Annotated in this window: 19 protein-coding genes, 2 tRNA genes and 1 riboswitch; of the genes, 10 read left to right on the top strand and 11 right to left on the bottom strand. The window is 65.8% G+C overall.

Annotation, left to right across the window (positions count from 1 at the left end):
* Nucleotides 1–31: 31 nt before the first annotated feature.
* The 3 genes from pyrH to rpsB all read right to left on the bottom strand — a co-directional run bounded on the left by pyrH (nucleotide 32) and on the right by rpsB (nucleotide 2,596).
* Entirely contained in the window at nucleotides 32–754 is a 723-nt protein-coding gene (pyrH, locus tag K225_RS0113165; protein WP_026436856.1) for a UMP kinase, read from the bottom strand.
* Nucleotides 755–810: 56 nt separating this feature from the next.
* A complete protein-coding gene (gene tsf / locus K225_RS0113160; RefSeq protein WP_026436855.1) occupies nucleotides 811–1,737 on the bottom strand; it encodes a translation elongation factor Ts in 927 nt (308 codons plus the stop codon).
* A 106-nt stretch (nucleotides 1,738–1,843) separates the two neighbouring features.
* A complete protein-coding gene (gene rpsB, locus K225_RS0113155) occupies nucleotides 1,844–2,596 on the bottom strand; it encodes a 30S ribosomal protein S2 (RefSeq protein WP_026436854.1) in 753 nt (250 codons plus the stop codon).
* 186 nt (nucleotides 2,597–2,782) lie between these two features.
* Here rpsB and K225_RS0113150 point away from each other — a divergent pair, with 186 nt between their 5' ends.
* Both K225_RS0113150 and K225_RS0113145 read left to right on the top strand, forming a co-directional pair.
* Nucleotides 2,783–4,126, top strand: coding sequence for an amidase (locus K225_RS0113150; protein WP_026436853.1), 1,344 nt, complete (start codon nucleotides 2,783–2,785; stop codon nucleotides 4,124–4,126).
* A 52-nt stretch (nucleotides 4,127–4,178) separates the two neighbouring features.
* A complete protein-coding gene (locus tag K225_RS0113145) occupies nucleotides 4,179–5,414 on the top strand; it encodes an FAD-dependent oxidoreductase (protein ID WP_026436852.1) in 1,236 nt (411 codons plus the stop codon).
* Between the two features lie 98 nt (nucleotides 5,415–5,512).
* On the opposite strand, the gene K225_RS0113140 is transcribed toward K225_RS0113145, so the two are convergent.
* Nucleotides 5,513–7,036, bottom strand: coding sequence for a CoA-acylating methylmalonate-semialdehyde dehydrogenase (locus K225_RS0113140; protein WP_026436851.1), 1,524 nt, complete (start codon nucleotides 7,034–7,036; stop codon nucleotides 5,513–5,515).
* Nucleotides 7,037–7,147: 111 nt separating this feature from the next.
* Between K225_RS0113140 and K225_RS0113135 the strand changes: the two genes are divergently transcribed.
* Entirely contained in the window at nucleotides 7,148–8,092 is a 945-nt protein-coding gene (locus K225_RS0113135; protein ID WP_026436850.1) for a LysR family transcriptional regulator, read from the top strand.
* Between the two features lie 140 nt (nucleotides 8,093–8,232).
* Here the strand turns inward: K225_RS0113135 and K225_RS0113130 are convergent, their stop codons facing one another.
* The 4 genes from K225_RS0113130 to iolC all read right to left on the bottom strand — a co-directional run bounded on the left by K225_RS0113130 (nucleotide 8,233) and on the right by iolC (nucleotide 13,127).
* Nucleotides 8,233–9,210, bottom strand: coding sequence for a tripartite tricarboxylate transporter substrate binding protein (locus K225_RS0113130; RefSeq protein ID WP_026436849.1), 978 nt, complete (start codon nucleotides 9,208–9,210; stop codon nucleotides 8,233–8,235).
* Nucleotides 9,211–9,249: 39 nt separating this feature from the next.
* Nucleotides 9,250–10,221 carry a tripartite tricarboxylate transporter substrate binding protein gene (locus K225_RS0113125; protein ID WP_026436848.1) on the bottom strand — a complete coding sequence of 324 codons (972 nt, stop codon included), beginning with the start codon at nucleotides 10,219–10,221 and terminating at the stop codon, nucleotides 9,250–9,252.
* Nucleotides 10,222–10,344: 123 nt separating this feature from the next.
* Nucleotides 10,345–11,151, bottom strand: coding sequence for a 5-deoxy-glucuronate isomerase (iolB, locus tag K225_RS0113120; protein ID WP_026436847.1), 807 nt, complete (start codon nucleotides 11,149–11,151; stop codon nucleotides 10,345–10,347).
* The gene (gene iolC / locus K225_RS20785; protein WP_051248929.1) at nucleotides 11,148–13,127 is read right to left on the bottom strand and encodes a 5-dehydro-2-deoxygluconokinase; all 1,980 of its coding nucleotides are present in this window, start codon (nucleotides 13,125–13,127) and stop codon (nucleotides 11,148–11,150) included. Before iolC ends, iolB begins: the two co-directional genes overlap by 4 nt.
* Before the next feature lie 100 nt (nucleotides 13,128–13,227).
* Between iolC and K225_RS0113110 the strand changes: the two genes are divergently transcribed.
* Nucleotides 13,228–14,124 carry a MurR/RpiR family transcriptional regulator gene (locus K225_RS0113110; RefSeq protein WP_026436846.1) on the top strand — a complete coding sequence of 299 codons (897 nt, stop codon included), beginning with the start codon at nucleotides 13,228–13,230 and terminating at the stop codon, nucleotides 14,122–14,124.
* A gap of 32 nt (nucleotides 14,125–14,156) precedes the next feature.
* Nucleotides 14,157–15,683: a bifunctional ADP-dependent NAD(P)H-hydrate dehydratase/NAD(P)H-hydrate epimerase gene (locus K225_RS0113105; RefSeq protein ID WP_034712670.1), complete on the top strand. Its 1,527-nt coding sequence runs from the start codon at nucleotides 14,157–14,159 to the stop codon at nucleotides 15,681–15,683.
* 90 nt (nucleotides 15,684–15,773) lie between these two features.
* Here the strand turns inward: K225_RS0113105 and rnr are convergent, their stop codons facing one another.
* Entirely contained in the window at nucleotides 15,774–18,095 is a 2,322-nt protein-coding gene (gene rnr / locus K225_RS0113100; RefSeq protein ID WP_026436844.1) for a ribonuclease R, read from the bottom strand.
* Nucleotides 18,096–18,114: 19 nt separating this feature from the next.
* Here rnr and K225_RS0113095 point away from each other — a divergent pair.
* Together K225_RS0113095 and K225_RS0113090 are read left to right on the top strand one after the other, a co-directional pair.
* A tRNA-Leu gene (locus tag K225_RS0113095) sits at nucleotides 18,115–18,199 on the top strand.
* Between the two features lie 185 nt (nucleotides 18,200–18,384).
* A tRNA-Leu gene (locus K225_RS0113090) sits at nucleotides 18,385–18,469 on the top strand.
* A gap of 159 nt (nucleotides 18,470–18,628) precedes the next feature.
* On the opposite strand, the gene K225_RS0113085 is transcribed toward K225_RS0113090, so the two are convergent.
* Together K225_RS0113085 and K225_RS0113080 are read right to left on the bottom strand one after the other, a co-directional pair.
* Complete coding sequence (locus K225_RS0113085) at nucleotides 18,629–19,075, bottom strand: GNAT family acetyltransferase (protein ID WP_081679686.1); 447 nt, start codon at nucleotides 19,073–19,075, stop codon at nucleotides 18,629–18,631.
* A gap of 4 nt (nucleotides 19,076–19,079) precedes the next feature.
* Entirely contained in the window at nucleotides 19,080–21,791 is a 2,712-nt protein-coding gene (locus K225_RS0113080; RefSeq protein ID WP_026436842.1) for a DUF349 domain-containing protein, read from the bottom strand.
* Nucleotides 21,792–22,763: 972 nt separating this feature from the next.
* Here K225_RS0113080 and K225_RS0113075 point away from each other — a divergent pair.
* The 3 genes from K225_RS0113075 (at nucleotide 22,764) to nrdR (ending at nucleotide 25,679) form a co-directional block, all read left to right on the top strand.
* On the top strand, nucleotides 22,764–23,582 hold the full coding sequence (locus K225_RS0113075) for a lytic transglycosylase domain-containing protein (protein WP_026436841.1): 819 nt from the start codon (nucleotides 22,764–22,766) through the stop codon (nucleotides 23,580–23,582).
* Between the two features lie 194 nt (nucleotides 23,583–23,776).
* Nucleotides 23,777–23,929: riboswitch (ZMP/ZTP riboswitch) on the top strand.
* A 37-nt stretch (nucleotides 23,930–23,966) separates the two neighbouring features.
* Nucleotides 23,967–25,211: a serine hydroxymethyltransferase gene (glyA, locus tag K225_RS0113070; protein WP_026436840.1), complete on the top strand. Its 1,245-nt coding sequence runs from the start codon at nucleotides 23,967–23,969 to the stop codon at nucleotides 25,209–25,211.
* A gap of 18 nt (nucleotides 25,212–25,229) precedes the next feature.
* Nucleotides 25,230–25,679, top strand: coding sequence for a transcriptional regulator NrdR (gene nrdR / locus K225_RS0113065; RefSeq protein WP_026436839.1), 450 nt, complete (start codon nucleotides 25,230–25,232; stop codon nucleotides 25,677–25,679).
* Nucleotides 25,680–26,037 lie beyond the last annotated feature (358 nt).

Raw genomic sequence — 26,037 nt, 5'->3', positions numbered from 1 at the left:
CCTGCATCCGGTGCAGGTCCATCCATCGTGATCAAGCGTAAACCAGCGTACCTTCGTCTTCCCCCATCACCACGCGCTTCAAGGCGCCATGCTTGATGATGGAGAACACCTTCACCGGCAGCTTCTGGTCGCGGCACAGGGCGAAGGCAGTCGCATCCATGATGCCCAGATTGCGGGACATGGCCTCGTCAAAACTCAGCTTGGTGTAGCGCGTGGCCGTCGGGTCCTTCTGGGGGTCGGCAGTATAAACGCCGTCCACCTTGGTGGCCTTGAGCACCAGCTCGGCGCCAATTTCGGCGCCACGCAGGGCAGCGGCCGTGTCGGTGGTGAAAAACGGATTGCCCGTGCCAGCCGCAAACACGACGACCTTGCCCTCTTCAAGGTACTGCAAGGCCTTGGGGCGCACATAGGGCTCGACCACCTGCTCGATGGCGATGGCAGACATCACGCGGGCCACCAGGCCCTGCTTGTCCATGGCATCGGCCAGGGCCAGCGCATTCATCACGGTGGCCAGCATGCCCATGTAGTCGGCAGTGGCACGGTCCATCCCGACCGAGCCCCCGGCGACGCCACGGAAGATATTGCCCCCACCGATCACCACAGCCACCTGGACACCCAGGCGAGTCACTTCGGCGATCTCCTCGACCATGCGCACGATGGTGGCGCGGTTGATACCAAAGGCGTCATCCCCCATCAGCGCCTCACCAGACAGCTTGAGCAAAATGCGCTTGTGGGCTGGTGCAGCGTGGGACATGGGAAATTTCTCCGGTAAGTGGTGCGAGGCTTGGGTGGGGTGGTTACAGGGAACGATCAGGCAGCAGCCTTGGCGGCAGCCACCTGGGCAGCCACTTCGGCAGCGAAGTCGTCGACCTTCTTTTCGATGCCTTCGCCCACCACGTACAGGGTGAAGCCCTTCACGTTGGTGTTGGCGGCCTTGAGCATCTGGGCCACGGTCTGCTTGCCGTCGGCAGCCTTCACGAAGACCTGGTCGGCCAGCGAGACTTCCTTGAGGTACTTCTGCACAGCGCCGTCGATGCGCTTGGCGGTGATTTCCGCGCTTTGCGCGGGCTTGCCGGCAGCCACCAGTTCCTTGTTGGCTTCGTCGGCCTTGCCTTCGGCAACAGAACGCTCCTTGGCGATCAGTTCGGCAGGCACGTCGGCGCTGGTCAGCGCCACGGGCTTCATGGCAGCCACATGCATGGCCACATCCTTAGCCGCAGCTGCGTCACCGTCGAACTCGACGACCACGCCGATGCGCGAGCCGTGCAGGTAGGCAGCCAGGCTGGAATCGCTGAAGCGCTTGAAGCGGCGGAACGACATGTTCTCGCCGATCTTGCCGATCAGGCCCTTGCGCACGTCTTCCAGCGTGGGACCGAAGCCGTCTTGCTCGTAGGACAGCGCGCCCAGGGCTTCAATGCTGGCGGGGTTGTGCTCGGCCACCAGCTTGGCGGCGGCGTTGGCCATGGCGATGAAGCTGTCGTTCTTGGAAACGAAATCGGTTTCGCTGTTGACTTCGACCAACGCACCCAGGTTGCCGTTGATGAAGCTGGCGACCACGCCTTCGGCAGTGACGCGCGAAGCAGCCTTGCCAGCCTTGGTGCCCAGCTTGACACGCAGCAACTCTTCGGCCTTGGCCATATCGCCGCCGGCTTCGGTCAGGGCCTTCTTGCATTCCATCATGGGAGCGTCGGTCTTGCCACGCAGTTCAGCCACCATGCTTGCGGTAATTGCAGCCATCTTTATTCCTTCAGTATTCAGTTCAGTCAGTTCAGATTCGGGCTAAAAAAAAGGGGGCTCACCAGGGGCCCCGCTTTTATCCGCGATACATCGCGCAGCCGGGACTTCAGGCAGCGGACTCTTGCACTTCCACGAATTCGTCGCCACCTTCAGAAGCAACCGCCTTGACCACTTCGTTCACGGCGTTCGCACGGCCTTCGATGATCGCATCAGCGATGCCGCGTGCATACAGCGTCACAGCCTTGGCCGAGTCGTCGTTGCCGGGAATCACGTAGTCGATGCCTTCGGGCGAGTGGTTGGTATCCACCACACCAATCAGCGGAATGCCCAGCTTCTTGGCCTCGGCCACGGCGATCTTGTGGAAACCCACGTCGATGATGAAGATCGCGTCGGGCAAGGCGGCCATGTCCTGGATGCCACCGATGTCCTTTTCAAGCTTGGCGATTTCACGGCTAAACGTCAGCTGCTCTTTCTTGCTCAGGCTATCGAGGCCGGTTTCGAGCTGGGCCTTCATGTCCTTCAGGCGCTTGATCGAAGTCTTCACGGTCTTGAAGTTGGTCAGCATGCCGCCCAGCCAGCGCTGGTCCACAAAAGGCACGCCAGCGCGCTGTGCTTCGGTGGCCAGGATTTCACGGGCCTGGCGCTTCGTGCCGACCATCATAATCGTGCCGCGGTTGGCAGCCAGTTGCTTGGCGAACTTCTGGGCTTCCTGGAACAGTGGCAGCGACTTTTCCAGGTTGATGATGTGAATCTTGTTGCGATGGCCGAAGATGTAGGGGGCCATCTTGGGGTTCCAGAAGCGGGTCTGGTGACCGAAGTGGACACCGGCTTCCAGCATTTCGCGCATGGTAACGGACATAAAAATACTCCAAAGGTTGGGTCTAAAATCCAGCCCCAATACTTGCGCCGCCGTGCCTGTGCACGAAGACGCAACACCTTGACAGGGCTGGTTTGCGATTGGTTTTGCCTCCTTCGCGGCACACACACCACGAAGGCATTGCACGCGCCGCGGCTCTCAGCAAAACCCAAAGATTCTAGCATAGCCATGCTTATTGACCTTACCTCCACCCGCGAGCGCCTGCAGAACGGCACCCACACCGCCACTGCGGCACTGGCGCAGTGCCTGGATGCAGCGCAGTCTGCCGCCTGCACCCATGCCTTCTTGCGCCTTATGCCGGAGGCGGCGCACAGCCTCTCGGCGCCAGGCGATCTTCTCCGGCTGCCGCTGGCCGGGCTTTCCGTGTCGGTCAAGGATCTGTTTGACATCGCCGGCCAACCGACCACCGCCGGCTCCACGGCCCTGGCCGACGCGGCGCCGGCGCCGCACGATTGCCCCGCCGTCGCCCGCCTGCGCTCCGCCGGCGGCACGCTCATCGGCCGCACGAACATGGTGGAATTTGCCTTCTCGGGTGTCGGCGTGAACCCGCACTTTGGCTCGCCCGCAGCGTGGGACGGGCGCTTTGGCGCGCTGCCGGGCGCGCCACGCATTCCCGGCGGCTCGTCCTCGGGCGCAGCCGTGTCGGTGGCGACCGGGGCCGCATTTGTGGGCCTGGGCTCGGACACGGGCGGCTCCATCCGCATCCCCGCTGCGCTCAACGGCATCGTGGGCTTCAAGAACACGGCCCGGCTGGTTCCCACGGCGGGCGCCATTCCGCTGTCCACCACGCTGGATACGGCCTGCGCCATGACGCGCAGCGTGCGCGATGCCATCGTGGTGCACGAGGTGCTGGCCGCGCGGCGCGTCACGCGCAGCCCCGCCCCTCTGCGTTGGTGGCGGCTGGCCGTGCCATCCACCACCTTCCTCGACAACCTGGATGCCACGGTGGCCCGGGCATTCGGCCGCACGCTGGACACCTTGCGCCAAGCGGGCGCCCACATTGAAGAAATCGACCTGCCGCTGACGGCCGAACTCGGGCCCATGCAGGCGGGCGGCAGCCTGTCGGCGGCAGAAAGCCATGCCTGGCACCGCCCCCTGCTGGCGCGGCGGGCGGCGCAATACGATCCACGGGTGCGCAGCCGCATCGAGCGCGGCGCCACCATGGCGGCCGCAGACTACATCGATCTGCTGCAGAACCGCCAGAACTGGATCGCCCGCATGGAGGCCGCACTGGCCCCCTACGACGCCCTGCTCTCGCCCACGGTGCCGATGGTGGCGCCCCCCATCGCCGCGGTGGCACCCGGCGCCGAGCACGATGCCGAGTTCTTCCGCGTCAACGCCCTGCTGCTGCGCAACACCAGCGTGGTGAACATGCTCGATGGCTGTGCGCTGTCGCTGCCCTGCCATGTGGCCGGAGAACTCCCGGTCGGGCTGATGGTCTGGCACGCTGCCCTGCACGACGACGCAGTACTCAACGTGGGCCTGCAGATCGAGCAGATACTACAAAAATAATAGCTGCCAGCGGCTTACCATCAAGCGCTAGAGCCTAAAAACGTCCAATTTCATGAAAATCGCCATCGTGGGCGCCGGCATTGTCGGCGTGTCCACCGCATATGAGCTGGCCCATGACGGCCACGAGGTCACCGTCTTTGAACAACGCAACGCCGCCGCCGAGGAGGCCAGCTTTGCCAATGCCGGCCTGCTGGCGCCGCACCTGCTCACACCCTGGAGCGCACCCGGCCTGTACACGCCTCTGAAGCTCCTGGGCCGCCGCGCCACGCTGCGGCTGGAAGGCGTCAAAGGCACAGACCTGGCATGGCTGTGGCGCTGGCGGCGTGCAGCGCGGCGCGGCGCACAGGCCGCACAGCTGTCGACACTGGAGGGCCTGGCACGCTACAGCCAGCAGCGCCTGCAGCACATCGCTGCGCAACACGAGCTGGAATTCGAAACCAGCCAGGGGCGCCTCATCCTGCTGCGCACCGCGCAGGAGCAGGCCCGCTGGCAGCCCGCCCTGCAGGTTCTGCGCGACGCCGGGATTGCACTGCGCGAGATCGATGCCGACGCCGCACGCCAGATCGAGCCCGGCCTGTGCCCCGAAACCCCGCTGGCGGGGGCGCTGCACCTGCCCGACGCCACGGCTGGCAACTGCCGGCTGTTCGCCCAACTGCTGCGCCAGGGCACCCAGGCCGGTGGCGTGCAATTTGCCTTTGGCTCCCGCGTGGCCCGGCTGGCCTCCCAGCCCCTGGGCGTGCAGGTGCAGGGCGAAAGCGGCACGCGATCCTTCGATGCCGTGGTGCTGTGCGCCGGCATGGCATCGGCCGCCCTGCTGCGCCCCCTGGGCCCGCGCCTGCCGATGGCGGCAGTGCATGGCTATTCCGTCAGCGCCCCGCTGCGCGAGGCCCTGCATGCGCCGGTGGCGAGCGTGGTGGACAGCCAGTTGCAGATCAGCATCACGCGGCTGGGCCTGCGTGTGCGCATCGCGGGCGGAGCCGAATTGGGCGCACCGGATGCCGAACACCACGTCCCCACACTGCAGCAGCTCTACCGGACCATGAACGACTGGTTCCCCGGTGGCGCCCTGCTGTCCTCGGGGCTGCAGGTATGGCGCGGCGCACGCCCCACGCTGCCCGACGGCGCGCCCGTGGTGGGCGCCAGCGGCGTGCCAGGCCTGTGGCTCAACACCGGCCACGGCGCGGGCGGATGGACCCTGGCCAGCGGCTGCGCCCGCGCCGTGGCAGACCTGATCGGCCAGCGCAACCCGGATATCAGTCTGGAGGGGCTCGGAATCCAGCGCTTTTGAATGGCCAAGGGCCGGAGATGGCGTGCGACTGCGCGCGCCACATCACCATCAACAAAGGGGCCGATGGCCCCTTTGTTGCGTGCAGTGCCGGATCTGCCTTACTTCGCCGTCGGCATCACGAACTCGGCGCCCTTGGGTGTGCTCTCGGGCCAGCGCTGCATGATGCTCTTTTGCTTGGTGTAGAAGCGCACGCCTTCTTCGCCATAGGCGTGCATGTCGCCAAACAGGCTGCGCTTCCAGCCGCCAAAGCCGTGCCAGGCCATGGGCACCGGGATCGGCACATTGATGCCGACCATGCCCGCCTGGATGCGGCGGCCGAACTCGCGGGCCACGTTGCCGTCGCGCGTGAAGCAGGCCACGCCATTGCCGAATTCATGGTCGTTGACCAGCTTCACCGCTTCACCAAAATCCTTGGCGCGCACCACCGCCAGCACGGGGCCGAAGATTTCTTCCTTGTAGATGCGCATGTCGGGCGTGACGTGGTCGAACAACGTGCCGCCCAGCCAGAAGCCGCCTTCGCAGCCTTCGCCCGCCTGCTTGCCGTCGAAGCCGCGGCCATCCACCAGCAGTTGCGCACCTTCCTTCACACCCAGGTCGATGTAACCCGAGATGCGCTCGTGGGCGGCACGGGTGACGATGGGGCCCATTTCGGCCGCCAGGTTGGTGCCGTCGAGCACCTTGAGCGCCTTGGTACGCTCGATGAGCTTGGGCACCAGTTTGTCGGCGGCGTCCCCCACCAGCACGGCCACGCTGATGGCCATGCAGCGCTCGCCGGCCGAGCCGTAGCCCGCGCCGATGAGAGCGTCCACCGCCTGATCGATGTCGGCATCGGGCATCACGACCATGTGGTTCTTGGCGCCACCCAGGGCCTGCACGCGCTTGCCGTGGTGGGCGCCGGTTTCGTAGATGTAGTTGGCGATGGGGGTCGAACCGACAAAGCTGATCGCCTTCACATCCGGGTGCTCGATCAGCGCGTCCACCGCTTCCTTGTCGCCCTGCACCACGTTGAACACGCCATCGGGCAGCCCCGCCTGCTGGAGCAGATCGGCCATCATCAGCGAAGCCGTGGGATCGGTCGGGCTGGGCTTGAGCACGAAGGTGTTGCCTGCTGCAATGGCCACCGGGAACATCCACATGGGCACCATCACCGGGAAGTTGAACGGCGTGATGCCCGCCACCACCCCCAGGGGCTGACGCAGCGTCCAGTTGTCGATGCCCGTGCTCACCTGGTCGGTGAAATCGCCCTTGAGCAGTTGCGGAATGCCGCAGGCAAACTCGATGATGTCGATGCCGCGCGCCACCTCGCCCTGCGCGTCGGTGAACACCTTGCCATGCTCGGCCGTGATGGCACGGGCCAGCGCGTCCTTGTGCTGGTTGACCAGCTCCAGAAACTTGAACAGCACGCGCGCGCGGCGGATGGGCGGCGTGTCGGCCCAGGCCGGGAAGGCCGCCTGCGCGGCTGCCACGGCCGCATCCACATCCGCGCGGTGGGCCAGCGCCACGCGGCCGGTCACTGCGCCCGTGGCGGGATTGGTCACGTCCTGGCTGCGGGTGCTGGCGCCGGCGACGCGCGCGCCCTGGATGTAATGGCCAATGTGGATGGGCTGGGCGGCGGTGGTCATGCAAACCTCTTTCAAAAACAGTGGAACGTGGCCCGCAGTCTAGAAGCCGCCCCCTGCCCTGCCAAGACCGCAGTCGTGAAATGATTGTTCACATTGGTGAACAATAGCAACATGAAATCGACAGACCACACCAAGCCCGAAGCCCTCTGGTCCCACCTGCACTGGCTGGTGGTATTGGGCGAACAAGGCAGCTACACCGGCGCGGCAGCACGGCTGGGCGTGAGCAAGGCAGCCATGAGCCAGCACATCGCGGAGCTGGAGCGCGCCGCGGGCGTACCGCTCGTGCGGCGCACCACCCGCAGCGTGGGCCTGACCGAGGCGGGGCGGCAACTGGTGGACGACACGCGCGGCGCCTTCGAACGCATTGCCGAGAGCTTTGCCGGCGTGCGCGACCGCGCCGGAGTGCCCCAGGGCCGCCTGCGCGTGACCGCCCCGGTAGCGCTGGCGCGTCAGCAACTGGTGCCGAGACTGCCGACATTTCTGCGTGCCTACCCCGAGGTGCGGCTGGAGCTGGACCTGTCGGACAATCTGCGCTCACTGACCCTCGAAGGGCTGGATCTGGCCATCCGCCACACCGCCGTGGCACCCGACACCCACGTGGCCTGGCTGCTGTGCACCACGCGGTCCGTGCTGGTAGCCAACCGCGCCTATCTGCGCCGCGCTGGCACACCCCGTGCGCCCGACGACCTGCGCCAGCACGACTGCCTGCACTACCCCCGCACCCAGGAAGCCCCGGCATGGACCTTCGAGCCCCAGGTGCCGGGTGCCTGCCCGCGCCTGACCGTGCCCGTGACCGGCCCGCTGGCTGCCAACAACAGCGAGGCCCTGCGCGATGCCGCACTGGCGGGCCTGGGCATCGCGCTGGTGCCCGACTTCAGCGCCCAGGCCGCGCTGCAGGCGGGCAAGCTCGTCGAGGTGTTGCCGGATTGGCGCCCCGTGGGCACCTTCAGCGAGACGATCCATGCCATCCGCCCCTACTCGGCCCATGTGCCGCGCGCGGTGGCGGTTTTCGTGGAATGGCTGCGCGAGGCCTTTGCCCCCGGCTTCGGGGCATGACCCATGCGGACCACGGCCTCCTGGCCAGGACAGCCATGCGGCCGAGCCCACCGCAAGACGGGCGCCGCGGGCGCACGCCCAAAAAACCCGCCCGGCAGCAGCCCTGCGGGGCGGGGCCGGCAGGGTCTGGGGGCCGCTACTCAGGCCTTGATACCCAGCTTCTCCACCAGTTGCTTGAACGTGGAGTTGTCCCGCGCGATCAGGGCATTGAAGTCCGCCTGGTCCAGATAGCCTTCTCCCATGTTCTGACGGGCCATGGTGTCACGCAGCGCGGGCTCCTGCAGGGTTTTGGCCATGGCGGTGCGCAGCACGGACACCACCTCGGCGGGCGTGCCCTTGGGAGCTGCAAGCCCGCGCCAGCCACCGATCACCAAATCGATCTTGCGCTCCTTAAGCGTGGGCACCGCTTCCCAGCCGGCGGCGATGCGCTGCTCGGACATCACGGCCAGCGAACGGATCTTGCCCGCCGCCACATAGGTGGCCACCTCCACGGGCGTCACGGCCACTGCCTCGATATGCCCGCCCAGCAGGTCGAGCACGGCGGGGTTGGCACCTCGATACGGGGCATGGTTGAACTGCACGCCCACCTTGTCTTCCAGTGCCGCCGCCGCCAGATGCCCCAGCGAGCCGGGCCCCGCATTGCCCACGCGCACGCCACCGGGGTTCTTGCGGGCGGCGGCCAGCAAATCTTCGATGGTGCGCAGCGGCGAATCCGCGCGCACGGCCAGCGTGGCCGGGTCGGCATTCAGGCGTGCAATGGGGGTCACGCTGTCGGCCGTCAGCTTGGTGATGCCCATGTGGGGAATCATCGTGATTTCCACCGTGATGATGGCCAGCTTGTAGCCGTCGGGCCGGGCATTGGCCAGTTCGGTCCAGCCCACGGCACCACTGGCGCCTGCCTTGTTGAGAACGATGAGGTCCTGCGGCAAATGCTTGCGCGCCGCTTCAGCCAGCGCCCGGGCGAGCACGTCGGTGCCGCCGCCTGCGGCAAAGGGAACGATGAGTTCGATGGGCTTGCTGGGGTAGGCCCCGGTCTGCGCAGCAGCGGGCAGCACGAAACCCGCGGACAGGGAAGCCAGGGCGGCGCAGGCCTGGCGGCGATTCATGGAAAGGGTCATGGTGTCTCTCTCGGGTCTTGTTTCCAGGGGCGAAGCCGCTCAGTCCAGGCGGATGTTGGCGGCGCGGATCACCCCCGCCCACAGCTTTTGCTCACTGCGCACGAAATCCGTGAACTGCTGGGGCGTCATGGACAGCGGCTGGATGCCGATTTCTTCAAGCTTGGCCCGAGTCTCGGGATGGCGAAGCGCCGCCGCCAGGTCTTTGTTCAGGCGCTCGACCACGGCTGCGGGCAGCTTGGCCGGGCCCACGAAGCCCTGCCAGGCGTAGGCTTCAAAGCCAGGCACCCCCGCCTCGGCCATGGTGGGCACATCAGGCAGGATGGTCAGGCGCTGCGGCGTGGCCACGGCCAGCACGCGCACCTTGCCCGCCTTGATCATCGACAGGCTGGGGGGCAGATCGACAAACATCGACTGCACCTGGCCGGCCATGAGGTCCTGCAGCGCCGGGGCCGAGCCCTTGTAGGGCACGTGCAGGATGTTCGTGCCAGTGCGCTGCTTGAACAGCTCCAGCGCCACATGCAGCGGCGAGCCCGGGCCCGACGAGGCCGACGAGACGGAGCCGGGATTCTTGCGCACCTGGGCCAGAAACTCCTGCATATTCCGGGCCGGAAAGTCGGGGTGCACGGCCAGCACCAGCGGCATGCGGCCCAGGCCGCCAATGAAGCTGAAGTCCTTCTCGGCGTTGTAGCTCAGCGCGGAATACATGGCCGGGTTGAAGGCCAGCGTGCCCGAGTCGGCCGTGCCCACGGTGTAGCCATCGGCCACCGAGCGCGCGATGAAGGTGGCGCCAATGATGCTGGCCGCGCCCGGCTTGTTGTCCACCACCACGGGCTGGCCCAGGTCCTGCCCCATGCGCACGGCCAGGCTGCGCGCAATCACGTCGGTGGTGCCGCCAGGTGCATAGGGCACCACCCACTTGACGGGCTGCGTGGGATAGGCGGTCTGCGCCTGGGCGCCGAGCGTGCAGGCGAGCAGTGCGCCGGCAAGGATGCGAAGGGTGTGACGTTTCATGGTTTGTCTCCAGGGGTTGGCGGTTCAGGGGCAAAGGTTTTCTGCGAACCTTTTCAGGGGTTTGTAGTGCTGGGCGCTCTTTCGTTTGCTGATACTGCGCCAGCAGCTATCGAATAAGTAGCATCAGCGTGGCGCAACCATCCAGGCATGGGCAGGATCGTTCTTGAACGCCCAGCGGCGCTCGGGCCCTGCCATGGTGTTGAGGTAGTACAGGTCGTAGCCATGCGGTGCCACGCAGGGGTGGTAGCCGCGCGGCACCAGCACCGTGTCGCGGTGCTCCACGGCCATGGCTTCGTCCAGCGAGCGGTCGTCGGTGTACACACGCTGGAAGGCAAATCCCTGCGCGGGATCGAGCTGGTGGTAGTAGGTTTCCTCCAGCACGGTTTCGGCCAGAGGCTGGCTGGCGTCGGCGCTGTCGTGCTTGTGCGGCGGGTAGCTGGACGAGTGACCGGCGGGAGTGATCACCTCCACCACCAGCAGGCCTTCGGCGGGCTGCGACTCGGGCAGGATGTCGCAGACATGGCGCGTGTTGCTGCCCTGCCCGCGCACGCTGCGCTGCATCTGCGCAGGCTCGATCACCCGCTCGGGATACAGGCCGCGCGCCGGTGCGCTGCTCAACGCCACCTCGGCCGCACCACGCGCCACGATGCGCACCGTCCGCGCAGGCGGCACATACACGGCCGTGGGCGAAGCCTCTTCAAACACCGAGGCGCGGCTGCCCAGCGCGCGGTAGGCCTGTGCCCCCACATGCACGTCCACCTGCCCGCTGAGCACCGTGATGCACAGCTCGCGCGCGCCGGTGGCCAGCGATTCCTCATCGCCCGCCGCCAGGCGCAGCGCCTTGAACCCCACGTGGGTCCACCCGGCCGAGGCCGGCGTCACATCCACCACCACACGGCCCGTGGAATGGGCTTTGACCAGCAATGTCATGCGAGCGCTCCCGCCACCACAGAGTCGGTTGTTTCTGTTGTTGCCGGATGCTGGGGCCGGCTGTCACGCCAGCCCGCGATGAGGCGGCGGAAATTGGCGGCCACCTGCGCCTGCAGCCCGGCATCGTCGATCTCGCCCTTGAGCCACGCCAGGCTGGGCCCGGCCCAGGCGGTGCGGCCGATCATGAAGCCTTTGACGATGGGCACGCGCGCCTCGGCAAAGCCGGCAATGAGCTGCTCCACCGGCTGCGACAGCCCCAGGATCACCGCGCCACGGCAGTACGGGTCGCGCTCGCGCACCAGGGCATCCAGCGCCTCCCAGTGGCGGGCGGCCATGGTGCCCACCTTCCACCACTCGGGCTTGAGGCCGATACTGTAGAAGTGGCGAATGGCGCACAGCACCGCCTCGCCGGTATCGCCTGGGGCGAGCATGTCCTTCGGCGGAATCACCTCCAGCAGCAGCTCGTGCCCGCTGGCGCGCGTGGCCTCCCACACCTGCTGCAACCACTCGTCCTGCTCGGCGCGCAGCCCGGCCGCGTCATCCGGGTGGTAGAACACCAGGCATTTCACGACCTGCTCGCGCGGCCAGTGCAGCAGTTGCGAGGCCAGCGAATGGGTGCCGTCGAAACGCAGCGGGCGCGAACCGGGCAGCTCGATCGGGCGCCCCAACCACCAGCCCCGGCCCGTGGCGTCATGCAAAGCCGCCTCACCGATGCGCCCGTCGATCAGCACGCCCATGCGCCCCCGGCATCCGGGGTCGCGCTCGACATCGGCCACCACGGCGTTGAGTAATTGCTTGAGTACAGGCAGGCGTGCGCCCTCCGCACCGGCCTGGCGCGCCAGGTCTTCGAACTGGGCGCGGTGGTCGTAGGCCAGCACGAACAGCTCGGGCCACTGCGGCCGCGCCGCCGTCACCCGGTGCAGGTGGGCCAACTGCGGGTCCTGGTCGGGACGGGGATGGCGGTGGCCCGAGAACCAGTGCGCCAGCTCGGCCGGTGTGGGCATGGCGGGCGCGCAGCCGTGGCGCGACACCACGATGGCTCCACAGGCGTTGGCAATGGCCGCCGACTCGACCAAAGTCCTGCCACGCAGCAGGCCTGACAGCAGGCCCGAGGCAAAGGCATCGCCCGCGCCCAGCACGTTGAGCACCTCGATGCGCTCGCCCAGCACCGTGGGCGCGTCGTCCAGCGCGGCGGGTACGGCTCCTTCAACAATGCTGCAGCCCAGCGGCCCCCGCTTGACCACCAGCACGGCCTGCGTGTGTTCGCGCACGCTGCGCAGGCTGGCCATCAAATCGCCCGGCACGCCACCCGCAATGAGCCATTCCTCTTCGGTGCCGATGATGAGCTCGAACGACCCGAGTTGCGCCTGCAAGTGGCGGCTGACCGCGTCGCTGCCCACGTAACGTGTTTCTCCATCGCCCTTGGCGGCCAGGCCCCACAGCACGGGGCGATAGTCGATGTCCAGCACCCGCACCAGTCCATGGCGCTGCGCGATGTCCAGCGCACGGCGGCTGGCGGCCAGCACGGTGGGGGTGCTCAGGTGGGTGCCGGTGATCACCAGGCTGCGGCAGCGCGCCAGAAAATCCTCGCTGATCCCGTCCGCGTCCAGCGCCATATCGGCGCAGTTCTCGCGGGCAAAAAGCAGGGGAAAAGTGTCCTGGTCCTTGATGCCCAGTAGCACCATGCCGGTCAGGCGCTGGTCGTCCACCTGCACCTGGCTGACATCGCAGCCCTCACGCCGCAGCGTGTCGAGCAGAAAGCGGCCGTTCTGCTCATTGCCCACCCGGGACACCATGGCCGAGCGCAGCCCCAGCCGCGCAGTGCCAAACGCGATGTTGGCCGACGAGCCCCCCAGGTATTTGGCAAAACTGCTGGCAGCCTCCAGACTGCAGCCGATCTGCTGGGCATAGAGGTCCACGGCCAGTCGGCCCAGGCAGGCCACGTCGAAGGGCCGATCGGCGGGAAAGGACAGCATGTACAGGTCTCCTCAAATGCACCCCGGGCTGAAACCGGTGCGCCGGATAATGGTTCGTTGCATCTATGATAGCCCAAAATAGAAATTATTTTCTAATTTAATGAAAAATAGAAAAACACTATCCGACACCACCTCCACCGCCACGCCCTACCCGCACGCTGACGCGTTTCTGGCCGCGGTACATGCCGGCTTCGAGCCGTTGAGCCGCCAGCTCAAGACCATCGCGCGCTACGTGGAAAAGCACCGCGACCAGCTGGCACTGGATGGCGTGCAGGCCACGGCAGCGCAATGCGGAGTGCAGCCCTCGGCCCTGGTGCGGTTTGCCAAGCATTTCGGCTTTTCGGGCTACACAGAGATGCAGGCCCTGTTCCGCGCCGGCGCCGTGCGCCAGCTGGCGCCCAACCGCAACTACCAGGAACGCATCCGCGAACTGATCGTGCCCGGCGGGAGCGCGCGCTCGGCGGCCCAGCTGGCGCATGAGGTGATCGACGGCAACATTGGCAGCCTGCAGGCACTGCAGCGCAACCTGCCGGATGCGCAGTTCGATGCGGCGGTGGAGCTGATGCTGCAGGCTCCCGCGTTGTGGCTGGCCGCATCACGCCGCGCGTTTCCGGTGGGGGCCTACCTGGCCTATGCGCTGCAGCACACGGCCAAACCCTTGCACTGGCTGCACGGGCTGGGGTTCATGCACCAGGGCGAACTGCGTGCGCTGGCACCCGGTGATGTGCTCGTCGCCGTGTCGTTTGAGCCCTATGCCCAGGAAACCCTCGAACTGGCGCAGGAAGCCGTGGCGCGCGGCGCACGCTTGCTCGCAATCACCGACAGCCAACTCAGCCCCCTCGCCTCCCTCGCCTGCACCACCTTGATTGCGCAGGACGGTGCCACCTTCGGTTTCCGATCGCTTACCAGCACGCTCAGCCTCGCCCAATCCCTGTTCCTGGGGCTGGCCTACCGGATGGAACTGGCCTACGACCACCAGCCCACGGCGAAAACCTGATCCAGCGCTGCCCACCACGCCCACACATCTCCATGCACCCCATCACGCCACAGCGGCCACACCCCCTGTTCAACACCGCAGCCACCCGGCGCATGGAGCAGCAGGTCGCCGCAGCCTTGCCGCCCCACACCCTCATGCGGCGCGCCGGCCTGGCCGTGGCACGGCTGGCGCGCGCGCTGGCGCCCCATGCCCGCACGGTGTGGATTGCCTGCGGCCCCGGCAACAACGGCGGCGACGGGCTGGAAGCCGCCACGCATTTGCAGCGCGACGGGCTGCGGGTCGTGGTGACCTGGCTGGGCAGCCCGGAACACGCACCCACCGATGCCCGCCTGTCGTGGGAGCGAGCACAGGCTGCAGGCGTGGTGTGGGCCGACGCGGCCCCCGCCGACATGACCGCTGCGGACCTGTGCATCGATGCCCTGCTGGGGATTGGCGTCACATCCACCACTTCGCGGAAACCCGACAGCCGGATGCTTGCCGCGCTGACTGCCCTGCACCACAGCCCGGCGCCCGTGCTCGCCGTCGATCTGCCCTCGGGCCTCGATGCCGACACCGGCCAGTTCGCTGCGGGTTTCAGTCCACCGGCTTCGGAAGCCCTCTCGCACCGACAGGCACGCCACACGCTCGGCCTGCTGACGCTCAAGCCCGGTCTGTTCACGGCCTCCGGGCGAGACGCTGCCGGCAACGTGTGGCTGGATGACCTGGGGCTGCCCGCAGCCCACGAGCCCCCCGGCGCGTGGCTGGCCGGCCCCGCACTGCCCGCGCCGCGCAGCCACGCCAGCCACAAGGGCAGCTACGGCGATGTGGCCGTGGTGGGCGGTGAGGGCCTGGCGGCGCGCGGCCTGGGCATGACGGGCGCTGCGCTGCTGGCAGCAGCCGCCGCGTTGCATGCCGGCGCGGGCCGGGTGCTGGTGGCCTTGCTCGACGATGGCCAGATGGCACTGGATGGGGCACAGCCCGAAGTGATGTTCCGCCAATTTGACGCGCTGGCATTGGAAGAGCTCACGGTGGTGTGTGGTTGCGGCGGCGGCGAGGCCGTGCGCACGATGCTGCCCGCCGTGCTGACCAGGGCCGCCCGGCTGGTGCTGGACGCCGACGCGCTCAATGCCCTGGCCGCTGATGCGGCGCTGCGCTCCCTGGTGGTCAACCGCAGCGGGCGCGGGCTGCCCACAGTGCTCACACCCCACCCCCTCGAAGCGGCACGCCTGCTGGGCCTGTCTGCCACTGAGGTGCAGGCCGACCGGCTGCGCGCAGCGCAGCAACTGGCACAGCAGTTGCACTGCATAGTGGTCCTCAAGGGGTCCGGCACGGTGATCGCGGCACCGGGGCATGCTCCAGCCATCAACCCCACTGGCAACGCCCGGCTTGCCACCGCTGGCACCGGCGATGTGCTGGCGGGCATGGTGGGCGCCGGTCTGGCAGGCGGCAGGGCCACGGGGGCCGATGCCCTGCGTGCCGCCACGGAGGCTGTGTACCTGCACGGCCTTGCCGCCGACCGCTGGCCTGCCGAAGGCACATTGACGGCCAGCGCACTGGCGCGTCACATCGGAAATTATTAACAAAATAGCTGTTTGCGCTTGTGGATCATACACAAGCAGCTATCAATACAAGAGCAAATCATTCCCTGCAGCGTGCGCGCCGCAGGCGGCTCAACTGCGGCGCGGCTTGCGGCTCTTGCTTTTGCCCGCCTTGCCATTCGCGGCCGCCTTCTTGGCCGATGCCTTGGCCGCACCGGCAGGCGAGCGCGCCGCCTGCTCACGCGTCAGACCGGCGCGCTCGGTGGCCGAGGGTTCTGGCGCCTGGGCGCGCTTGCGCCCGCCCGAACGCCCCGCCTTGCGGGCCGCAGATTCCGGGGCCACGCCCTTCTCCTTGAGCGCACGGCCGATCAGTTCCTCGCCCTCGCGGATCAGGCGAAAATCGATCTTGCGCCCATCGAGGTCCACACGGCTGACCTGCACCCGCACCCGCGTGCCAATGGAATAGCGGATGCCCGTTCGTTCACCGCGCAGCTCCTGGCGCGCCTCGTCGAACTTGAAGTACTCGCCCCCCAGCTCGGTGATGTGCACCAGGCCCTCCACATACATCGCATCCAGCGTCACGAAGATGCCGAAGCTCGTGGCCGCACTGACCACGCCGCTGTATTCCTCGCCCAGGTGCTCGCGCATGTACTTGCACTTGAGCCAGGCCTCGACATCGCGGCTGGCCTCGTCGGCGCGTCGCTCGTTGGCGCTGCAATGCAGGCCGGCGGCCTCCCAGGCCTGCGTGTCGCGGCTGGGGGGCGCCACGTCCTTGCGCGGCCTGGTGCCAGGCGCCGCCACGCGGGCCGCCAGGCGCTTGGCCAGCTTGGCATGCGCCTCGCCGGGTGTGGGCAGCGCGGGCAGCTTGTATTTGCTCTTGCCCAGAATGGCCTTGATGACGCGATGCACCAGCAGGTCGGGGTAGCGCCGGATGGGGCTGGTGAAGTGCGTATAGGCCTCGAAGGCCAGACCGAAGTGCCCGCTGTTGATGGGGGTGTAGATGGCCTGCTGCATCGACCGCAGCAGCATGGTGTGGATCTGCTGCGCGTCGGGCCGGTCCTTGGTGGCCTCGGCAATCGCCTGGAACTCCGACGGATGGGGGTTGTCACCGATCGTCATGCCTACCGCCATCGCCTTGAGGTAGCCCCGCAGGATTTCCTGCTTCTCGGGCGTGGGGCCTTCGTGCACCCGGAACAGGCCGGGTTGGCCGCCCTGCGCAATGAAGTCGGCACTGCACACATTGGCGGCCAGCATGGCTTCTTCGATCAGCTTGTGGGCATCGTTGCGGGTGCGCGGCACGATCTTTTCGATGCGGCCGTTCTCATCACAGATGATCTGCGTCTCGGTGGTTTCAAAGTCCACCGCGCCGCGCTCACGGCGTGCCAGCAGCAGCGCCCGGTACACGTCGTGCAGGTTGATCAGGTCTTTCACCCGGTCCTTGCGTTTGCCCGCTTCCGGCCCACGGGTGTTCGCCAGAATGGCAGCGACTTCGGTGTAAGTGAAGCGCGCGTGGCTGTACATCACGGCCGGGTAGAACTGGTAGGCATGCACCTCGCCCTTGGCGGTGACCAGCATGTCGCACACCATGCACAGGCGCTCCACCTCGGGGTTGAGCGAGCACAGGCCATTGCTGAGTTTTTCAGGCAGCATGGGGATCACGCGGCGCGGAAAGTACACGCTGGTGGCGCGGTCGTAGGCGTCGATATCGATGGCGCTGCCCGTCTCCACATAGTGGCTCACGTCGGCAATGGCCACCAGCAGACGCCAGCCCTTGCCGCGCCCCACCTTGGCGGGCTCGCAATAGACGGCATCGTCGAAGTCGCGCGCATCTTCGCCGTCGATGGTGACCAGCGGCACGTCGGTCAGATCGACCCGCTGCTTCTTGTCCTGCGCACGCACCTTGTCGGGCAGTTCCTTGGCCTGCGCCAGGCATTCGGCCGAGAACTCGTGCGGCACGCCATATTTGCGCACCGCGATTTCAATCTCCATGCCCGGGTCGTCCACCTCGCCCAGCACTTCGGTGATGCGGCCCACGGGTTGGCCAAACAGCGCCGGGGGTTCGGTCAACTCGACCACCACCACTTGCCCCGGCTTGGCCGCGCCGGTGGCCCCCTTGGGAATCAGCACATCCTGCCCGTAGCGCTTGTCTTCCGGGGCCACCAGCCAGACACCGCTTTCCTGGAGCAAGCGGCCGATCAGGGGCTGCGGCGGGCGCTCGATGATCTCCACCACGCGCCCCTCGGGGCGGCCCCGGCGGTCCTGGCGCACGATGCGCACGCGCACCCGGTCCTTGTGCAGAACGGCGCGCATTTCATTGGGGGGGATGTAAATATCGCCTTCGCCATCATCGCGAATGACGAAACCATGGCCATCACGGTGCCCCTGCACACTGCCTTCAATCTCGTCCGACAGATGCGCAGCGGATGTGTCGGGGGTGATTTTTTTGATATACAATCTTAGACTTTCCTGAAATGCCCAGGTGGCGGAATTGGTAGACGCACTAGTTTCAGGTACTAGCGAGTAACATCGTGGAGGTTCGAGTCCTCTCCTGGGCACCAAGTTTAACGAGAACCGGTTACGGTTTTCAGAATATTGAAGCCGCTGTATCTACAGCGGCTTTTTTATTTGCCACGAGTCTCCCGTCACCTCCTGTTCACGCCTGATCGCGCGCGCTCCACAAAATTTGCCAGCGATTCGCCGAAAGCCTGAAAAACTTGTTCTATAATTCAAAGCTGATCTGAAAGCCCAGGTGGCGGAATTGGTAGACGCACTAGTTTCAGGTACTAGCGAGTAACATCGTGGAGGTTCGAGTCCTCTCCTGGGCACCAATACATTAAAAAGCCGTTGCAACCGCAACGGCTTTTTTCTTTCCGATCCTGCGCTCGCATGGAAACCCGGTGGTGCATTCCATCCGCGCGGGAGCCCAAGAGCCTGCTGACGATCTCGCAAAGACCGCTGCGCGACCCCTGGGAGATCGCAAACAGACTCTAAAGGTCGGGAATCAGCCGTTTTCCCAGGCTGAGTGCATCATCCCGGGCATAGCCCAGCTTTTCATAAAACGCCATGACCTGCACATTGGCGGTGCGCACCAGCACATGGACCTTGGGGCAACCCATGGCCACCAATTGCTGCTCGACCCGCTCCATGAGGCTGCGGCCAATGGCCAGCCGCTGGCGCCCCGGCGCCACCGCCAGGTAATACACCGAACCGCGATGGCCGTCATACCCCGCCATGGCGGTTCCGACGAGCACATTCTCACCATCCAGCCCCTGTGCCATGGCCACCAGAAAAAGCCCGGGCTGCACAGTCTGCTTGCGCGCAATGTCCTTGTGGGGATCATTCCAGGGGCGCAGCAGACCGCAGTCGTGCCAGAGCGCCACCACGGCCGCTTCGTCCTCCATTTCAAAAGGACGTATCTGGAATGCAGTGGTCACGGAGTCACTTGCGCAGCAGGATTTTCAGCACGTTCTGCAGGCGACGCGCACTGGCAGCATCGTTGGCACTGGCCAGGACACGCGCAGCATCCTGCCCCCAGGTCTGGGCCGGCGCCGGATCGTTGCGGCGGGTGAGCAGCTGCAATTGCAGCATCCGGCGCGCACCGATATGTTCCGCCGGCGTTGGCGCCTCGGCCGCCATCTCCAGCCGGAGCAAGGCCTCGGCAGCATCGCCTGCTGCAGGGGCGGACAACGCCTGCGACCAGGCAGCACGCACGCCGGCCGCGACCCGGCCACCCAACTCCTGCGTGCTCGGCAACAGCGCCGCATCGCGCTTTTCCCAGGCCGTCAGCAGCTGCGTCAGCGCTTCACCATGGGCCTGCGCGGCCAGCTTCTTGAGCGCCAGCTGGGCGTGCTCCATGGCTTCACGCTGGGCGCGGAAAGCCGCGTCACCCAGGCGCGGCCCGCGCTCTTCATATGCAGGACGATCACCGAAGCGGCCGCCACGTTCATTGCGGCCGCCATCGCGATCACCACGACCATCGCGGCGATCACCCGGACGCCCGCCACGGCCTGGCGCTGCGGGCGCATCCTTCTTCATGCCAGGACGGTCATCGCCACGCACCGCCACCACGGGGCGTGCAACCGGCTTGGGAACGACAGGGGTAGCAGCAGATGCAGGCACTTCTTCAGCACCTTCTGCTGCTGCCTCTGCAGCTGCATTTTCAGCAACTGCCTGCGCAGATGAGGCGGGTGCCTCAAGCTGATTCTGGGCATCTTTCTGCGCCGAAGCCACCACCTGTGCCGCCTGGGCCTGTCCGTGCAGCGCGGCCTCCAGCGCCTGCATGGCAGAGCGAATCTGCTGCGCGTCGCCCGTGGCATTGGTGGCTTCCAGCGCCTTGGAGGCCTCCAGCACCACCCGGTCGCGGGCGCTCAGTTCGGTGACCGCCTTCTCCCGGTCTGCCGACTTGCGGTTGAAGGCTTCATCGATCGGCTTGCGGAAGGCATCCCACAGCTTTTGCTCATGCTTGCGGTCCAGCGGCACGGCCTGGGCTTCGGCCTGCCACCGCTGCTGCAAGGCCTTCACGGCATCAATGCGCAGCGTGGGCGCAGCGCCCAGCGCCACCGCTTCATCAATCATCGCGTGGCGGCGGGCCAGACTGTCTTTTTGCGCGTTTTCCAGCGGTGCGGCAGCCGCACTGATGGCCTGCTTCCACAGCGGCTGCAGTTCGGCAAACAGCTTTTCCCCCACATGCCCGCCTTCGCGCCAACGGTCGCCAAACTGGTGCAGCGCGCGGTTGATGGCCTTCCAGTCACCAGAGGCGGCATGCTCCTGCGCCCACGCCCTGACCTCTTCGATGAGAGCCAGGCGCTGGGCCTTGTGCTCGGCCGCCTCGGTGCGAATCTTGTCCAGCCATGCCTCGACCACCTTGTGCGCGGCATTGCACGCCTCATCAAACTTCTTCCAGAGGCCGTGGTTGGGCGCTCCGCCCTGGTCCGACTGCTTCCACTGCTCGCGCAACTGGCGCAATGTTTCCTGCATCTTGCGGCCACCCAAGGCCTGGCCCTCGGGACGCTGGAGCAGCGCCTGCGCCTTGGCCACCAGCTCTTCGCGAACCTGGTCTGCGCTCCATCGCTGCCAGCCTTCGAGCTCACCTGCAGCCACCAGCGCGGCATGCACCTGGTGCTCCAACGGGGTGTCTATATGCTTGCCATGCACCTTCAGCACCGCGCGCAGCGCAGATGCGGCGCCCGCACTGGCCTTGCCATGCCCTTCGGCCGTTTCCTTCTCCAGGGTGGCCAGCGCTTCACGCACCACCTGCATGGCCTGCTCCTGCACCTGCGGATCCGCCTTGGGGCGTGCCCCTCGGGCCGGCTTGGCCGCTGTGGCAGCGGCAGCCTCCACGGGCAAGCCACGGGCAGCACGTAACTCGTCGGCCCACACGGGAACGGGAGGCAACGGGGCAGCCGTATCCGCAGCAGCCGCAGCGGCTTGCGCCACGGCAGGCTGGAATGCATCCCACACGACCAGCAGCTGCGTGCGCGAGGCCTCCAGCAGCGGGGGAAAGCGCGCCTCCACGCTGACCCAGCTGGTGTCTCCGGTCAACTCCTGGGCCTGCTCCTGCCAGCGTGCCACGTCGGCACGCAGCAATTCGAGCGCAGCCTGGGCATCTTTCCAGGATTTGGTGGATAGCACTTCGATGCGCTGGGCGAGCAACACGGCGGCTTCCCGCTGCACCTGAACGCGGTGCTGCAGGTCTTCGATCCCTTTCACCCGCTCGGCCACCTGCACCTTGAGCAGCGACAGAGGTTCGCGCGACAGGGGTGCACCGGCCTTGGCCGCATCACGCTGCCACGCCAGGGCGTCTGCAATATTGAGCCTGGGAGCGGCCAGCAATGCCTGGGCCTTCTCGGCCCACTCAGCCGCAATGGCCTCCTGGCCCTTGGCGCGGCGGATTTCATCCAGCCGTTCACGCACCGCGCGGGCGGCGCCCTTGTCACGCCCGCTCAGTTCCTTGAAGACCTCCTGCAGCTGCTCGGGCGCCGGCTGGGAAGCGAGCCAGTCACGAATGCGGGAAGCCCGCTCACTGGACGTGGCGGCCGAAAAAGCGCCGCCAGTCAGTGCATCCAGTGGATGCGACTCTTGGGTTTTGGCCGGGGCCGGGTTCACTTCAGGTGCGTCGGACATTTTGCTGCGAGAAAAAAAAGGAAACATGGATCCAATGGATAACGAAAACCGGACAGGCTGCGGTGGAAAGCCGGCCGCTGGGGCCCTGTGCCATGCGTGCCTGCAGGTGAGAAGACTATTTTCACCGGGTTCCAGCAAAAGACCACACCACGGTCCTGGGCCACGCATCAAGCAATGATCTGACGCAAGCCGGTCAGGCCGGCGAACGCAGATAGGTCGGTTGATGGACTTCATCCTCCGGTACAACGGAATGCACCCAGGAAAACTGCCCCATTATCTATATATATGCGCCACCAGCGACCAGGCCAGCATGCCTCGTCAGCCGCCCGCGGCCTTCAGGGCCGCACGCTGAACCATGCACCAACAAGAAAGCCCGGAAAACAGGCCGCATGGCCTGTTCACCGGGCTTGACGGCTGACGCAACGGTCTTTGCCATCGTTTCGCAATCTGGAGATGAAGATCCACATTGCGAGGAGGCAAGGGATTGCCTCCAAGGTTTGCCATAAAAGCAGCATCTGCTGCACCTGGGCACTGCATGCCTTCGGCGGGAGACTTTGCCTTGTCTGGCGATGCCTGAAATCCACAGGCAACGCCACCTTAGCAAATTCGCGGGACTGACTCAAATTGCATTCTCAATGGGTCGCGTGAACACGATTGAATCTGACACACGGCCGTCACAGAACGCACCCCAACATTTCCGTGAAATCGGCAAAAATCAAGCTTTTACTGGTGTTTTTTACAGTCTTTTTATAACAAATTAGTATTTAAAACAAATTTGTTAGTATTGACTTGGCATTTAGTGAACTTCTAGAATCCGCCAGCCCCCAAAAGGGCTGGTAAAAACCCCAACCCGCTGCCGAACCCGGCTAAGTCAGTTCCTCGCTTCGCCTTATGAACGAAGCACGAAATTGATGGCGTACCAATCCAGGTGAGTGACTGAACCGATGCTGTCGTTGACGGCGGCATCGTCTGCAGAGCTCGCCTCAGAAAGGAAGAGCTATGACAGCGTCAGGAAAAATTGTCTCCGGTGTACGAACCTTCGTTACCGACGTGACCGAAGGTTTCCTTGAGATCACCCACAACAGCTTTGCCCTCATCGGGCTCGCCGTTGCCTTTGTCGTCCTGACCCTTACCGCCCGCCCGGACTTGCGCCAGGCAGGCGAGGAGCAGCTGAGAGACTGGCTGCAGTCCCGCCAGGTGGCCCTGCTGGACATGCCGGTCGAGCTGGATGCCAGCGAGCGCGCAACCGCCACCAATCCCAAAGACCTGCCCAAAGAGCAGGCCGCGGTGGCTTACTGGCTGAGCAAGAAGTACCGCGTCGCGCCAGAACCCCTGAGCGCGCTGGTGGCCGAAGCCTATGAAACCGGCGCCCGCACCAAGATTGATCCGACCCTGATCCTGGCCATCATGGCCATCGAGTCGAGCTTCAACCCATTTGCCCAGAGCGCTGTGGGCGCCCAGGGCCTGATGCAGGTCATGACACGGGTCCACACCGACAAGTACGAGAACTTCGGTGGTCATTTCGCGGCGTTCGATCCGGTCACCAACCTGCGCGTCGGCGTGAAGGTGCTGCAGGAATGCATAGCGCGGGCCGGATCGGTGGAAGGCGGACTGCGCTACTACGTGGGTGCGGCCAATCTGCCGGATGACGGTGGCTACGCCGCCAAGGTGCTGGCCGAGCACTTCCGCTTGCGCCAGGTCGCTGGTGGACGTTCTGCCCCCATGAACCCACCCGCCACCCTGTCAACCCAGGCCCCGGCCCGCACCACCCCCGTCACTGCGCCTGAAACCGCTGGCGACAAGCTCGCTTTGCTGTAAACGCCTGTTCACGATCTCCCAGGGGTCGCGCAGCGGTCTTTGCGCGAGGGGATGCCAGGCGCGGTGTGCGGCCAATAGTCCCGCTCTTGGCAAGCGCCGCAACGCCGCAGACCGCCCGCAAAGACCGGAGCGAAATCGGGCGACAAGGCCGCCCCGGATGCTGGCATGGGCGCCAGGTGCTGGTCGGCTACACTAGCGACGTACGCGACTGGCGATAGGCGCGGCTTCCCACAGGGGGCCGCCGCTGACGTGGAAACCAGCAAGGACATGCCCCTTGCGAACCACTAGGGAGCGTGCCGCAAAGGCTCAAAACCTTCTGTGTTCCGCCGTTCGCCTGGGCAGCCCCTGCTTCAAGGGACACAAGTTCATAGGACTGCCAATACCATGTACGACCGCAAAACTCTTGTCGAGCAAACCGATCCCGAACTCTTTGCCGCCATCCAGGCTGAAAACAAGCGCCAGGAAGAGCACATCGAGCTGATCGCCAGTGAAAACTATGCTTCGCCCGCCGTCATGTGGGCGCAGGGCACGCAGCTGACCAACAAGTACGCCGAAGGCTACCCCGGCAAGCGCTACTACGGTGGCTGCGAGCATGTGGACGTGGCCGAGCAATTGGCCATCGACCGCGTCAAGCAGATCTTCGGCGCCGAGGCCGCCAACGTGCAGCCGCACTGCGGCGCCTCGGCCAACGAAGCCGTGTTCCTGGCCTTCCTCAAGCCCGGCGACACCATCATGGGCATGAGCCTGGCCGAAGGCGGCCACCTGACGCACGGCATGCCGCTGAACATGTCCGGCAAGTGGTTCAACGTAGTCTCCTACGGCCTGGAGGCCAACGAAGCCATCGACTACGACGCGATGGAGAAGAAGGCCCACGAAACCAAGCCCAAGCTCATCATCGCCGGTGCCTCGGCCTACAGCCTGCATATCGACTTCGCCCGCTTTGCCAAGGTGGCCAAGGACGTGGGCGCGATCTTCATGGTGGACATGGCCCACTATGCCGGCCTGATCGCCGCCGGCGTGTACCCCAACCCCGTGCCGCACGCCGACGTGGTCACCTCCACCACGCACAAGAGCCTGCGCGGCCCGCGTGGCGGCATCATCCTGATGAAGGCCCAGCACGAGAAGGCCATCAACAGCGCCATCTTCCCCGGCCTGCAAGGCGGCCCGCTGATGCATGTGATCGCGGCCAAGGCCGTTGCGTTCAAGGAAGCACTGCAGCCCGAGTTCAAGGCTTACCAGGAACAGGTCGCCAGGAACGCCAAGGTGGTGGCCGAGACGCTGACCGCACGCGGCCTGCGCATCGTGAGCGGCGGCACCCAGAGCCATGTGATGCTGGTGGACCTGCGCGCCAAGGGCATCACCGGCAAGGAAGCCGAGGCCGTGCTGGGCGCCGCCCACATGACCATCAACAAGAACGCCATCCCCAACGACCCGGAAAAGCCGATGGTGACCAGCGGCGTGCGCATTGGCACCCCCGCCATGACCACGCGCGGCTTCAAGGAAGAAGAAGCCCGCATCACGGCCAACCTGATTGCTGACGTGCTGGACAACCCGCGCGACGAAGCCAACATCGCCGCCGTGCGCGCCAAGGTCAATGCGCTGACAGCCCGCTTCCCGGTCTACGGTTAAGTCCGGCGCGCTGCTCCAATGAAGTGCCCCTTCTGCAGCCACCAGGAAACCCAGGTGGTCGAGACCCGGGTGTCGGAAGACGGGGACTTCATTCGCCGCAGGCGCCAGTGCGGCGCCTGCGACAAGCGCTTCACCACCTACGAGCGGCCGGAAGTGAACTTCCCGGCCATCGTCAAGAAGGATGGTCGCCGCATCGAGTACGAGCGCGGCAAGCTCCTCGCCTCGTTCAACCTGGCCCTGCGCAAGCGGCCCGTAAGCACCACCCAGATTGACAGCGCCATCGAGCGCATTGAGGAAAAGCTGCTCAACCTGGGGCAGCGTGAAGTGCTTTCCAGCCGCATCGGCGAACTGGTCATGCGCGAATTGAAGAAGCTCGACAAGGTGGCCTACATCCGTTTTGCCAGCGTGTACCGCAGCTTTGAGGACATCGACGACTTCCGCGCGATGGTCGATGAGGTGCGCAAGTAAATTGCGCCAGATTGAGAGCGTTTGGGCCCAAAGTGCTTACGCACCAGGCACTACAGCTATCACTTAAATAGCAAATCGTGGACCGATGGCATCACCACGGAACCCGGGCAGTGGGTCTTTCCACACGGCACTTCACCATAAGAGCCTGTTGACGATCTCGGAGAAAATCGCGTTGGAGCGCCATCGGGATGAGTGGATGCCTTGGATGCGCCGCATGGGCTCGCGCCCATGCCGGCAGCCGGGGCGCCAACACTCCAAGTACATCGGCCCGATTTCACTCCAACCCTTCGGGCAATTGCCTTGCCGGGCGGTCTGCCGCGTTGGGGCGCTTGTGGATAGCCGGACTATCCACTGCGCA

Origin of the sequence: Acidovorax sp. JHL-9 (genome assembly GCF_000426205.1) — a bacterium.
Lineage (GTDB): Bacteria > Pseudomonadota > Gammaproteobacteria > Burkholderiales > Burkholderiaceae_C > Acidovorax > Acidovorax soli.
The sequence above is the reverse complement of the archived record's forward strand: the minus strand, read 5'-3'. Positions and strand labels throughout refer to the sequence as shown.